The organism is Micromonospora sp. NPDC049230 (assembly GCF_040647875.1).
Classification (GTDB): Bacteria; Actinomycetota; Actinomycetes; order Mycobacteriales; family Micromonosporaceae; genus Micromonospora.
The window spans coordinates 1-13148 of sequence record NZ_JBEZCZ010000080.1 but is presented as its reverse complement, the minus strand read 5'-3'; the positions used below and the strand labels follow the sequence as shown (position 1 = coordinate 13148).

Annotated in this window: 8 protein-coding genes; 4 read left to right on the top strand and 4 right to left on the bottom strand. The window is 67.4% G+C overall.

Features of this window, described 5'->3' with window-relative positions; translation table 11 throughout:
• Window positions 1-637: 637 nt before the first annotated feature.
• The 3 genes from AB0A95_RS34345 (at window position 638) to AB0A95_RS34335 (ending at window position 5030) form a co-directional block, all read left to right on the top strand.
• A complete protein-coding gene (locus AB0A95_RS34345) occupies window positions 638-1894 on the top strand; it encodes a DUF4041 domain-containing protein (protein ID WP_357559933.1) in 1257 nt (418 codons plus the stop codon).
• Window positions 1895-2125: 231 nt separating this feature from the next.
• Window positions 2126-3877, top strand: coding sequence for an exonuclease domain-containing protein (locus AB0A95_RS34340; RefSeq protein WP_357559932.1), 1752 nt, complete (start codon window positions 2126-2128; stop codon window positions 3875-3877).
• A gap of 292 nt (window positions 3878-4169) precedes the next feature.
• Window positions 4170-5030: a hypothetical protein gene (locus AB0A95_RS34335; RefSeq protein ID WP_357559931.1), complete on the top strand. Its 861-nt coding sequence runs from the start codon at window positions 4170-4172 to the stop codon at window positions 5028-5030.
• 535 nt (window positions 5031-5565) lie between these two features.
• Here AB0A95_RS34335 and AB0A95_RS34330 read toward each other — a convergent pair.
• Window positions 5566-6087: a topology modulation protein gene (locus AB0A95_RS34330; RefSeq protein WP_357559930.1), complete on the bottom strand. Its 522-nt coding sequence runs from the start codon at window positions 6085-6087 to the stop codon at window positions 5566-5568.
• A gap of 409 nt (window positions 6088-6496) precedes the next feature.
• Between AB0A95_RS34330 and AB0A95_RS34325 the strand changes: the two genes are divergently transcribed.
• Window positions 6497-7048, top strand: coding sequence for a hypothetical protein (locus AB0A95_RS34325; RefSeq protein ID WP_357559929.1), 552 nt, complete (start codon window positions 6497-6499; stop codon window positions 7046-7048).
• 173 nt (window positions 7049-7221) lie between these two features.
• Here AB0A95_RS34325 and AB0A95_RS34320 read toward each other — a convergent pair whose 3' ends face one another.
• The 3 genes from AB0A95_RS34320 to AB0A95_RS34310 all read right to left on the bottom strand — a co-directional run bounded on the left by AB0A95_RS34320 (window position 7222) and on the right by AB0A95_RS34310 (window position 12974).
• The gene (locus tag AB0A95_RS34320) at window positions 7222-10872 is read right to left on the bottom strand and encodes an NACHT domain-containing protein (RefSeq protein WP_357559928.1); all 3651 of its coding nucleotides are present in this window, start codon (window positions 10870-10872) and stop codon (window positions 7222-7224) included.
• Between the two features lie 133 nt (window positions 10873-11005).
• Complete coding sequence (gene lpdA, locus AB0A95_RS34315) at window positions 11006-12403, bottom strand: dihydrolipoyl dehydrogenase (RefSeq protein ID WP_357559927.1); 1398 nt, start codon at window positions 12401-12403, stop codon at window positions 11006-11008.
• A 172-nt stretch (window positions 12404-12575) separates the two neighbouring features.
• Window positions 12576-12974: a nuclear transport factor 2 family protein gene (locus AB0A95_RS34310; RefSeq protein WP_357559926.1), complete on the bottom strand. Its 399-nt coding sequence runs from the start codon at window positions 12972-12974 to the stop codon at window positions 12576-12578.
• Window positions 12975-13148: the final 174 nt, after the last annotated feature.

Genomic DNA, 13148 nt, shown 5'->3' with positions numbered 1-13148 from the left:
CCCGGTTGACCCCCGTTGAATTCGAGACCATCATGCACCCACCGGCCAGTCAGGCCGCGTGACTACACCTGTCACCTGCCGGTGCAGCAGACCCCTTCGGTGCTGCCACGGATGACTCCCTTTAGTGCCATCAGAGCATGATCGAAAGCCTCCTAGCCACCGGGGGAACCTCAAGGCCGCCCACGGCGTCCCGCACCGCTCCGGCTGACTTGTTTCCCGACGCTCATTTCTGTCGGTAACCAGACTGAAGTCCCCGCTCGGGCGTTCGTGGCCGTCTGGATGGCTGACCAGCCGATCTGAGTCGTCGATGTCCGCCCGAGGGCTACGGCGCTACCGTCGTCGGGCCGTGGTCAAGCCTGGGGGAACAATGGGATACCGCTTCAACGCACCACCGAACTGGCCGACGCCGCCTGCTGGATGGGTCCCGCCTTCGGGCTGGACACCGGATCCCGCTTGGGGCCCTCCTCCGCCGGGGTGGCAGTTATGGATCCCGGATTCGCCGGCTCCGGCCCCGACGGAGCCCGTCACGGCCGCCCCGCAGGCTGCTGGTGCTCCCGCAGTCGTTGTCTCGCAGCAGCGCAACGCAAGTCCGGACATTCCTCTGTTCGGTGCCCGGGGCAAGGCGCGTGAGCTAGCGGTGGAGAATGCGCAGCTCCGCGGCGAGCTCAATCAGGTACGCGTTGAGCTGACGGGTCTAAGGGCGGAGATGTCACGGCTCGGCGTGCTGTCCGCGATCGAGCTCGAGCAGCACCGGGTTCGACTCAGTCGTGAGATCGCGGACCTGACAACGAAGGGCGAAGCTGAAAAGGCTGAACTCGATCGATACCTGCGCGGTCTCCGGCAGCAGATCGTGGTCACCGAGGAGACGGCACTGCTGCAGGAAGCCGGTGTCTATCAGTACCGGCATCCCCTGTCGGACGCGGTTGCCTACCAGAGCCAGCTCAGCCGGCTTCAGGACCAGATCAAGGCCATGACCAGGAAGGACGGGGGAGCGGTCAAGGCTGCCACCGGATGGACGGTCAACGGCTCGGCCGCCGAGGGCCGGGTGATGCTCCGGGACTTCTCAAAGCTCATGCTCCGCGCCTACAACGCCGAGGCGGACAACCTTGTACGGGGTTTGAAGCCGTACAAGCTCGACTCGGCCGTCGACCGGCTGGGGAAGGTGGCGGCAACCATCGCCAAGCTCGGCAAGACGATGAACATTCGGATCGCCGAGGAGTACCACCGGCTGCGGGTCAAGGAGTTGGAACTCACCGCCGACTACCAGGAGAAGCTGGCCGAGGAGAAGGAACGGGAACGGGAAGAGAAGGCCCGGCTGCGCGAAGAGCGACGTGCCCAGCAGGAGATCGAACGCGAACGCGCTCGGCTCGACAAGGAGCGCCAGCACTACGCCAACGCCCTGGCCGCCTTGCAGGCCAAGGGCGATGCCGACGGTGCCGCCCAGATGCAGGACCGGTTGGCCCAGATCGACACCGCGATCCAGGACGTCGACCGGCGGGCCGCCAACGTCCGGGCCGGCTACGTGTACGTGATCTCCAACCTCGGCGCGTTCGGCGAGAAGATGGTCAAGGTCGGCATGACCCGTCGCCTGGACCCGCTGGACCGGGTACGCGAACTCAGTGACGCCTCGGTGCCCTTCAACTTCGACGTCCACGCCCTGTTCTTCTCCGAAGACGCCGCCAGCATCGAGGCGAAGATGCACGCACGGCTGGCCGACCGGCGGGTCAACCTGGTCAACCACCGTCGCGAGTTCTTCTACGCCACGCCGGAGGAGGCCAAGGAACACCTGCTGGCGTTGACCGGCAGCCTGCTGCAGTACGAGGAGGTCCCCGAGGCCCTGGAGTACCGGCAGAGCCTCAACCAGGCGCAGGAGCAACCAGTCGCGACCACATGACATGCCGAGGCCTTGGATGACGGGTGCCTGCTAAGCCGGTTGGTCCAACGGATCTCTCGCGCACGCGGCCGTTCTGGTGACCCATGAGCATCCGTCGCTGGAGGGCCAGCCGCTCTGGCCAGGATCAAGCCGAATTGCTGAGATAGAGAGGTAAATATGTCGTCGGTCGGACTGTTCGCCTACGGGTCAGCGGGCGGAAGGGAAGGTGTCGACCTGGGTGAGGTCCCGTTCGTGGTGGTGGACGTGGAGACGACCGGGCTGTCATCGACGTCCGACCGGATCGTGGAGATCGCCCTGGTCCGCATCGAAGGAGGTCGGGTGGCCGACGAGTGGGCCACCCTCGTCGACCCAGGCCGCGACCCAGGTCCGACTTTCGTCCACCACATCACCGCAGACATGCTGTCCGGAGCGCCGACGTTCGCAGACGTGGCGGGGGAGATCCTGTCCAGGCTCGACGGCGCTGTGGCGGTGGCGCATAACGCCCGCTTCGAGGAGGGGTTCATCGCGCAGGAGTTCGCTCGAGTCGGCATCAGGCCCGCGCCCCTGCCGGCGGTGTGCACTCTGCGGCTGGCCCGACAGGTCCTGGCCGCGCCGAACTTCCAGCTCGTGTCCTGCTGCACCGTGTACGGCATCGAGCTGCATGACGCCCACACCGCTCTCGGTGACACCCGGGCAACCGCCCAACTTCTACCCAGACTCCTGGCCCACGCGCCCGCCCTGCGGTTCCCGTCCGCTCCTGTCCCGCTGCCGCGGTACCCGCGCCATGCCCGGCCACGTACCCGGGTCACCGGCCTGCGCAAGGGCGCGGACGGTTGGATCCAGTCGTTGCTAGGAAAATTGCCCTACTCCACTGGCGACGCCGACCCCGCCTCGGCCGAGGCGTACCTCGCCGCCGTCGGGAGCGTACTCAGCGACGGTAAACTGACCGGCGTCGAAGCCAAGGCGCTGGCACGACTGGCCGGGCAGTCCGGCATGGGCGCCCAGCAGGTACGCGTTTTGCATCATCGCTACCTCGACGGACTGCGGGACGTGGCACTCGCCGACGACATCCTGACCAGCACCGAGTACCGGCAGCTCGTCACGGCCGCACGAATTCTCGGTGAACCGGACTACTTCGCGGACCTCACCGCGCCCGAGATAGAGACCACGGACCGCATCCAGGCCGCCAAGCAGAGGGGACAACGCGTCTGGTGTAGCCCGTCCGTGTCCGCTGACGTCCGCGATCGCCTCACCCAGGCTGGCTTCGTCCTGGCGCTGAACCTGACCCGCAACGTCGTTACCGCCGTTGTCGCTGCCGCTGACCAGGACAACACGAAGGTCGCGCGAGCACGCATCCTCGCCATACCTATCCGCTCCGATCTGACCCTCGACGACATGCTTGGGACCGCCGCCACGCCTTCCCTGGCATCCCAGCAGACCGGCAGTACAGCCGCCGCCGTGGGCGCCGAAGGGACCGGGCCCCGTACGGTGCCGACACCGGCTGCTGCGGCGCACGTGCCCACTCAACGTGTACCGCAGGTCATCGCTGGCTGGTACCTGGACCCGTCAGGGCGGTGGACCTACCGATTCTGGGACGGCCAGGGCTGGACCGAGAAGGTCAGCGGCGGAGACGGCCGTACGTGGTCGGACAGCACTGCCCTACCGCTGTGGTGCGCGCCCACGACGGGCGGCCTGGTCGACGGCCAGCAGCCGCACACCCTCGTGGACCAGATCATGACGATGCAGAAGAACGACATCCACGCGGCGCTGCTCCTGACCGTCCGATGCATCGACGCGGTAGAGAACGACTCACGTATCAACGGATACGGGGTGGCTCCCTGGTTCTACGAGAGGGCCGCCATCATATTCGCCCGACTGGCCGACCCCGCTGCCGAGGTCGCCGTGCTTGAACGATTCGCGCGGCAGAGACATGCTCCCGGGGCCAAGCCGCCTCAGCTCCTCGATCGCCTCCGCAGACTGCGTGAGGCCACTACCGGCGCATAGCAGCGACGAACCGTCATGATTCGCGTTCACGATATGGAGTTGCGATTAGCCCTGCTCCGACACCGGATGCGCGGCCCCGCTGTCCAGAACCCTGCTTACCTACCTCGCCGCCTCAGGATGAAAGCCACGATCAGCCCGGCGCAGAAACCGCAGGCGCCAGACCGGTGCTCAGGTGCACGATGACCTCGTTCGCCCCTTCATGGTGGCGGATGGTGAGGGGGAAGTGGTGCCGGATCCTGCCATGCGGCTGCTGCTGAGCGCGGCCCGCGCCTGTCAGTAGCAGGCCGACACGTTGCAGCAGACCCTGACCCGCGTGCATGACGCCACACCAGCGCCGGACGCGTGGTGTAACCGCGACGACCGGGCGCTCGACACGATGGTCCGTGCCCAGGCCCGCCGGCAGGTCTGGCGCGACTGCGTGCTCACCGCGATGAGCATGGGAGTGCACGTCGCCGATCACGTACGCGCCCTTGGACTACTGCTGACTTACGTGCGAGAGCAGGGCGCTCCCGTCTACGCGCACGCAGCCTTGACGCGCGGAGCCGTCGAGTCGGCGTCATGGCTGTGGTGGCTGCTCGCCGAAGGCGAGCCGTTCGCCACCCGGCTGGGTCGCGGCGTCGCGTTCCTGGTCGAGGACGCGACCCTCGCGATCAGGGCCGCCCAGCAGGTGCCCTCAGCCGCATACATGGCCGCGCCCGGCGACGGCATCAAGCGGCGGCGCCAGGCACTCCTTGACCGGCTGGAGGATGCGCGCATCGAGACGATCGCTGACCGGCCAGGTACACGCCTCAAGGGCGTGCGGGTGGTCCGCGGCGGCGAGGAGACCTCGACGGGCACGAAGGTCAGCACTCTGGTGACGGAAGCGTTCGCTGACCTGCCCGCCCTCTACGACCTGCTGTCCGGGACCGCGCACGCCCGCGCTTGGGGGCTGTCGGACAGCATGAGCATGCACGGAGACGAGGCGGCCTGGTCCGCGAATGTCATCGACGTGAGCGCGTCGGCGCTGACAGGGTTGTGGCTGCGCAGCGCGCCGGAGCGATGTTCGCCACCTACCGAGGCTTCCCGGACGACCCCGGCGTCGCGCACATGCGGGACCAGCACACGAACTTCGACCAAGAGATGGTCCGCTACGGTCGTGCTGCCGGCCTTCTGACCGGTATGGGTCCGGTGACTGGGTTCCTCGACTGACTGGCGCTTGGGGTCGGTCTCGTCGCGACGTCCGACATTCCAGATGGTGTGCACACCCCCGGGCCACCGACTCCGTCGTTGATCATGGTGGCGGGCTGGCGAGCGATGTCACCTTACTCGCTTCGGGTTGGTGGCACCGACGATGGGCGTGTACACGTAACGGCTGATCGACCGCTCATGGCTGACACTCCCGGAAACCGGATGGTCGTACATCCGGGTGCTCGGCGGGTGCTCGGTCGCCGTGGACAGGGTCGGCGTCGTATGGATTGTGTGGTACGTGCGGCCGGTGGGATCAGCCGAGACCTGCCGATGCGTGGACTGGTGGGACGCGCGGGCACGCGAGGCATCGATTCGACGCTGGCTCTTAATCCGCGGGTTCGGGGTTCGAGTCCCTGGCGGCGCACCAACGATCAAGGTCCTGACCTGGTGGCTCACACCGGGTCAGGGCCTTTTTGTGTACGGGGGCGGTGGATGGCCGCTCAGTGGGTGCTTGGGAGTCGTCAGGCGTCCGGCTGTCTTTCCCGTTGTACGCGGTCGAGGTACCTGTTGGTGTGGCGTCGGCTGGTGAGAGTGATCAGCTGGACGTGTGGCCCGTGATCGCGGAGCAGGCTGCGGACGCGGGGTCGCATGGTATGCCGGTAGCCGAGGATGTAGCGGACGAAGTGCCAGGTGATCCGGTCGTAGACGCCATCGGACCGGTGTTGGCCGCCGTTGTAGCGCCACCGTCGTTGGACGATGCCCCACAGGCATGCGGCGGCGGGTAGGTCGAGGAAGATCACGGTGTCGGCGGCGGCGAGCCGGATGGGCAGGCTGCTCGCGTAGTTGCCCTCGATGATCCACCGCTCGCCGCTGACGAGCTTTTCCTGTTGGGCGGCGAACTCGTCCCTGGGGAGCGGCGTCCAGTGCTCGTCGTAGTAGATCGCGTCGAGGTGGACCAGCGGCACGTCGAGGATCCGAGCGAGCTTCCTGGCAACTGTGGATTTGCCGCTGCCGCCGCAGCCGATGATGACGATCCGATCCACGTCTTCCACGGTAGGGCCGAGGAGGCGCACACCGGCGGAAGGAGGGTTAGCGGCGTTCGGATTCTGTGCTTCATTCCACGGGACATGGGGGGCCCATGGTGGTGTTCCGGATGCCGCCGCTTGGGTCAACTCTGAGGTGAGCGCCAACGACTCGACGTGTCGCTGACTTGATGTGACGGCACGCATGCGCTGTGCTTGCAACTGGGCGTCGTTGGATCGGGGTGATTCGTGGCCGCACAGGTGGATCCTGAGTGGTGGAGTTCAGGACTTTGGAACGGTCGACCGATCGGTGAATTTCTGCGGCGGCGCGACGTCACGGCGGTCTTCCACTTCCTGCACGCCAGGGGCGTGTCATACGGCCGGATTGCAACTCTTGTTGGCGTCTCGCATGCGAAGAACACTGATTGTGGTGACGGCCGTGATCCTGGGGCTCGTGTCGGCGAGCGGGCCGGCGGCGGCGCAGCAGCGGCCACGGGGGATCCCTGACCGGGTCATGTTGCAGCCGGACGATCTCGGCGGGGCCGTGCCGGGCCCGGTGGAGGACGGGCTGGTGTGGTCGCTGCTACCCCAGCCGTGCGCGGACACGCCGGTGCCGCAGCCGGTCGTGAGCCGCACCGAGGCGGCCGATCTCGGTACCCGATTCCGGATCTACGAGAACGTCGCCCGGTACCGCGGCGACGGGGCGCACGCGTACCTCACCGAGCTGAAGGCGCAGCTCGCCCGGTGCGGGGTGGGCGGCGACGAGGAGGGCTTCGACCCGGTCGCCGAGGACCACCTCGGACCGGACACGGTGCTGTTCCTCGGCACCTACGACGAGGGCGACCGCTACGTCGGCTATGTCGCCGCCGCGGTCGGCCACTACGTGGTGGTGGTCATGATGTCGGACTCGTACCTGGGGGCGGCCGACCTGACGACGTTGAACGGGCTGGCCAGTGCCGCGATGGGCCGAGCGACGGCGTGACGCGGACAGGTCGGCCATCTGGAGATGGCCGGCCTCTGGCCACGGGCAGCGTGACCAGGCAATGAGGGTGCCCAGACTGGCGTGGGCTGCGCTCCGCCTGATCGTGGATCTGTCCGTTCATGGGCACCACGGCACGGGTCGGCGTGCTGTTGTAGGAGGCTGAGAAAGCACGACTAGTCGACGATCGCACCGTTGCGGGCGAGGTGGTCGCGGACGGCCTGCTCCAGGCCTGTGGCTTCCCGGAAGATCGCACCACGGACCTTGGTGCTCAGGTTCGCCGTGGCGACCTCAGCGCAGGTAGCCAGGTCGTAGGCACTGAGGCCACCGTAGGCGTCGGCGACGACCAGAAGGCCCCGGTCAGTGAAGGTGAAGCTCGTGGCATGGCGGTCGGGGTCGATCTCCAGGATCGGCCGGGCAGGCTCGTCGACGCGGAACACGCGAATGCCGCCGGCGTACGGGACGGCGGCGACGCTGCCGTCCCGGCTCAGCTTGAACGCGCGCAGGCTGCGAGCCGGGTAGTCGAGGCTCCGGTCGAAGAGTTCCCCGTACGGGTCCGTGAAGTCGATCAGGCGCACGCTGCTCGTGTCGACGTCGAGCAGCATCAGGCGCAGACCGTCGTCGCTGACCGATATCACGCCGACGCCACTCTCACCGTAGAGCTGCATGTTGTCCGCGTCGACCATGGGGACCCGCACGGTGCGGTGCGGTTCGTAGCGGAGGTCTCCGCCCGCGCCGACGATCAGCTCGAAGACTTCGACCTCGGATGTCGGAAGGGTCTCGTCCTGGTCGCCGCTCAGCACGTTGAGGCCGAACACCCGGCCGACCCCGTTCACCTCGAAAGTCACGTTGGCCGCGTCAAGGAGGATCTCGGCAGTCAACACGTCCGTGTCGATGTCGCGCAGCGTAAGCAACTCGCCGTTCTCGCGCTGGTGCAACTCCAGCAGATAGTGCTTGTCGCCGATCTGTCCCGCGTCGCCGGTGAACCCGCGGATGGGATAGGGCGAGACCGTGCCGGTCGCCGGATCGTGTAGCACGCTGGCGAGCCGCGACGCCGTCGTCTCGTCCTGGTAGACGACAAGCATCTTGCCGTCGTTGAACATCATGCCGTCGTCCACCCTGCCCGACACTCTCAAGATCAGCTCGGGATCGCCGGACAGCGTCCACAGGTAGACCCGGTTGTCCCGGGTAAGGCAGACGACCGGCAGGTCGCCGCGGCTGCCGAGGGAATACACGGCGCCGCGCTCCAAGCCGAGGTACTCGGCAGTGGCGAGACGGGCGCCGGTCAGATCTGCGCCAGTCAGGTCCACGTCCTCCAGGTCGGCGTTCTCAAGCCTGACTCCGCGCAGCGAGCAGCCGGCCAGGCTCATTCCCGCGTCATGCCGATCCAGCTGCGCCGACCGCAGGTCGACGCCGTCGAGCCGTCGGCCGCGTAGCGTGTTCGGGTCGAGCCGGGCAATGATCTCGATGAGGTTCGCGCCCAGCAGGCTCGTGTGCGTGTCGGACAGTTCCGCGGTGCACCGCAGGTACTCGACGAGCGACTCGATCGGGTTCGTGGTCAGCATCGGTCTCATCAGGTCGAAGACGGCGGGAGTGTCGACACCGACAGCGGAGTCGGCTAGCTGCTCAAGGCCCTCCGGGCGCCATCCGATCGCGGCGGCGCGCTCGTCGGCCGGGATGGACGGCAGCTCTGACCACGTGAACCTCGGCTCGCCCGTAGGCCGTACCGACCCGATCAGGGCCATGAAGTCCTCGTTCATCACGCCGAGCTTGGCCGCCATCCGGTACGCGGCGAAGAACTCAAGCAGGGAGCGATGGGCCGGGGAGTAGTCGCCCTCCGAGTTCCGGACCAGCATGGTCTGCCCGAGCATGTCGTAGTGCCAGTGGTCCAGGTCGCGCTGTTCCTGGACGGCGGGACCGAAGCACGCACGGATGTGGTCGGGAATCGCACGGTAGTTGATGCTGAGGATCGACTCCTTGAGCATGTACGCGGACAGCTCGCACAGAAAATAGACCTTGTCGGCCAGCGACGTGAACGTCCGCTCGGCCCGAATGTCGGCATCGATCTTGTGCTGCACCGCGTACAGGTAGACGCGGGAGATGTCGACCTTCGCGCCGCGCTCGATGGCCGGCAGCGCGGAGAGCACGAGGTCAGCCATGACCGGGCGGCGGATGAGGTCGACCAGGTCCTGATTCATCAGGATGACGTCCTTCGCCGGACCGCTGGTCAGCTTGTCGAGCAGCTCATCCACCTGGTCGTCGTCGAATGGCTCAAGCTCGACCACCTCGAACTGTGGCGGCTCGCCGGTCAGGGCCTGCGTCGAGGCGGCCAGCCGGGCGCTGAGCACGTCGCGGCCCTCGCGCGCCTCGGGGAAGTGTTCGGTGCGGCAGGTGAGCAACACCTTCGAACCGGGAACGACAGCCCGGGCCAGCTCCCAAAAATTGTTGATCATCGCCTGGCGGTCGACCCGGGCGGCCATCTCGTCGAAGCCATCGAAGATCAGCAGCAGTCGACCCATCCGGTTCAACGCCTCGAAGACGCCGTAGCCGCCGGGCAGGATCTCGTGCTTGCGGAAGAAGAACTCGCTGAACAGCGACTCAAGGCTGACCGCCTTGGCGTAGTCGCGTAGCGGGATCACCAGCGGCAGACGCGGCCGTTTGCGGCCGGAGGCCTTGGCCGCCCGCCACTCCTGCGCGACGGTCCAGGCGAAGTGGAGGCTGAACCAGCTCTTGCCCATGCCGAACTCGCCGAGGATCGACAGGTGCTCCTTGGTGTCGTCGTCCAACCAGGAACGCACGTATTCGCCAAGCCCACCCTCGCGCCACGAGTAGACGCTTCGCGCGGCGATCCGGCCGCTGCCCCGGTCGGGTTCGTCCTTCACGCAGGACGGTGGCACGAACCGCTCGTCGATCTGGCGGTCGCGGACCTCGCGCTCAAGCCATTTCAGGTACGGCTCGAAGTCGGCGCTCTCGTCGATCAGCTCGTCGAGCGTGTAGCAGTAGACCTGTTCGAGTTGTTCGTCGACAGCGCGGGCGGCCTTGCTGATCCGCTGCGGCACGACCACCCAGCCCTCGGACGCGTGGTGGGCCGTCACCAGCTCGGCGGCACGGGTGACGTCCGGGGCGCTGAGCTCGCCGGTCTTGCCGAGGACGACAGCGGTGTCGTACCCGCGGCGGGCCGGCACCCGCACCAGCCAGACGAACTCCGCCGGGCCGGACTCGACCTCCCGCAGAATGCGGTACTCCACCGCGGCGAACCACTCGCGCAACTCGTTGGCCAGGTGCCGGATCGAGGTGATCGCCCCGCCCTCCTGCCGCAGGATCTCCTCGCGGGTGCCCATCCGGTCAATTCGCCTGATCAGCCCGGCGAGCGTGTCCTGGATGTCGTTGACGCCGAGTTCCATCCTGGTCTCGGCGGCGGTGCGGGTGCGGTCGACCAGCCGGTTGAAGACTATCGAGAAGCCGGTGACCTCACGGGCCAGGTTGTAGTCGAGACGGCCGAGCGCGCCGGTCTCCTCATTCCACTGGAGGATCTCGGCGACCTCGCGGTCGAGGTGAGCTGGGTCGCCAGTCACGAAGGACCGCTCGAACGCCTCGCGCACGTACTGGTTCTGGAACAGTCGGAGTACCGGTTCTGGTTTGCCGTAGCAGTACTCGACCACCGTGTAGGTGTAGACGCCCGCGAAGTCAGGCGGTGGCGCGTCCGGCGCCATGCCCAGCTTGTGCAGGACCGCGACCACGCCCTCCTGGCGCTTCAGCTTGTCGGTCGCAGGCTTGGCGATGGCGCCCAAGACCCGTAACGCCGTGGATAGCTCCGCTCCAGACATGACTGCCTTGTATCACGCCGCCCCGCCAGGCGTAAGCGAGGGACGCAATGCCGATCCATCTATCTGCGGGTTCGGGAGGCGAGTCCTCGGCGGCACACCAACGATCAGGGCACCGACCGCAGGAAGCTCGGCACTACATGTTGATCATGTGGCCGGCCAGGCCGTGAATGGCCTCCTTGACGGCCTCGCCGAGGGTCGGGTGGGCGTGGATGTTGCGGGCCACCTCGGTCACGCGCAGCTCCCACTGCCGGGCCAGGGTGAGCTCGGGCAGCAGCTCGGTCACATCCGGACCGATCAGGTGGGCGCCGAGCAGCTCGCCGGTGGCGTCGTCGCTGAGGATCTTGACGAAGCCACTGGAGTCGCCCAGGCCGTGGGCCTTGCCGTTGGCCATGAAGGGGAACTTCGCCGCGTTCACTGTGTAGCCGAGCTTGCGGGCCTCCTCCTCGGTGTAGCCGAAGCTGGCGACCTGCGGCTGGCAGTAGGTGGCCCGCGGGACCATGGCGTAGTCGATCTCCATGGTCTCCGCGCCGGCGATGGTCTCGGCCGCCACGATGCCCATGGCCTCGGCGTTGTGGGCGAGCATGAGCTTGGCGGTGACGTCGCCGATGGCGTAGACGTTCGGCACGTTCGTGCGGCAGCGGCCGTCCACCGCGATCGCGCCCCGGGGGGTGAGCGCGACGCCCAGCTCGTCCAGGCCGTACCCGTCGACGTTGGGCGCGAAGCCGATGGCCTGGAGAACCCGGTCGGCCTCGATGACCTGCTGCTCGCCACCACGGGAGACGGTGACCCGCACCCCGGCGCCGGTCTCCTCGATCTGCTCCACCCGGGTGCCGGTGAGCACGTCCACGCCGAGCCGGCGGTAATGCCGTTGCAGCTCGGCCGAGACCTCCGGGTCCTCCAACGGCAGCATCCGATCGAGGAACTCGACGATGGTCACCTGCACGCCGTAGTTGTGCAGCACGTACGCGAACTCGACACCGATGGCACCCGCGCCCGCGATGACGATGCGCTCGGGAAGCTCGGCACTCAGGATCTGCTCCTCGTACGTCACCACGCGCTCGCTGAGCTGGGTGCCGGGCAGCAGCCGTGGGGTGGCGCCGGTGGCGATGACGCAGTGCCGGAACGACACCGTCCGGCTGCCGTCCGGACCGTCGACGCGCAGCGTGTCAGCCCCGGTGAACGTGCCCCGGCCGTTGAGCTCGGTGATGCCGTTCTTTTTCATCAAATAGTGCACGCCTTTGACCCGGCCGTCGGCGACCTTGCGGCTGCGCGCGTGCGCGGCCCCGAAATCGAAGGTCACCTCGCCGGTCGAGCTGATGCCGAACGTCTTGGCCTCGCGCGTGAACAGGTGGGCCAGCTCGGCATTGCGGAGAAGCGCCTTCGACGGAATGCAACCCACGTTGAGGCAGACGCCGCCCCAGTATTTCTCTTCCACAACCGCCGTGCGCAAACCGAGTTGAGCAGCACGGATGGCGGCCACGTAGCCACCGGGACCGGCGCCGAGCACCACGACGTCGAATTCGTCAGCCATCCGGAGATCCTAACCACGCCCACGGCGCTGACGTGAGTCGTGCTTATGTGACGAAGAAGTATTCCCTTGCGGCTTGTCAGCGCGAGCTGCGGGACTCCGCGTCGATGTCGCGGGTGGAGAGATTGACCAACGCGGCGTCGAACATCTGTCCTGGCTGGGGTGCTGTCTCTCGTCAGGTGACCAGGCCGGCCGGCGGCGAGTGGTGGCCTTCGCGCACGTGCGAGTAGTCGCGGGCCTCGGCGACGAGGCCCGCCTCGTCGAAACGCAGCACTGTGCATCCGGAGATGGTCAGGGGCTGGTCCTTGAGGTGGACCACCGCCCAGTACTCCACTGTCGCGGCATCGCCGTCGACCCGTGGCTCGCCGAACCACACCTGGGCGGGGCGGGACTCCTCGGCGAAGGACTCCTCCAGGTAGGCCCGAAGGCCGGATCGGCCACGGTACGGGCGGAACAGGGAGGCCCAGTGGTCGCCGTCCTCCCGTTGCAGGGCGACGATCGCGTCGACGTCCCGGGTCGGCCAGGCGGCGGCCCAGGTCGTGGCCCAGCGGCGGGCCGCCGTGTGTGTCTGCATGGTGGTGTCCTCCGCTGCTCCCCGCGTCTCGGGTCAGCCCAGTTCGTACCACCGACCCCTGACGCTCGCGCGGCCCGCGTCGCTACAGAGGTTGAAAGGCCAGGGTTCGGGCTATCTCGGTGGTTCGGGTTCGAGGGTCATGCCGGTGCTGGCGAGGAAGCCGGCGAGGAGGTC

Coding starts and splice junctions, on each gene's coding strand:
- AB0A95_RS34320 (WP_357559928.1), bottom strand. CDS start 10,872: ATGTCTGGAGCGGAGCTATCCACGGCGTTACGGGTCTTGGGCGCCATC.
- lpdA (WP_357559927.1), bottom strand. CDS start 12,403: ATGGCTGACGAATTCGACGTCGTGGTGCTCGGCGCCGGTCCCGGTGGC.
- AB0A95_RS34310 (WP_357559926.1), bottom strand. CDS start 12,974: ATGCAGACACACACGGCGGCCCGCCGCTGGGCCACGACCTGGGCCGCC.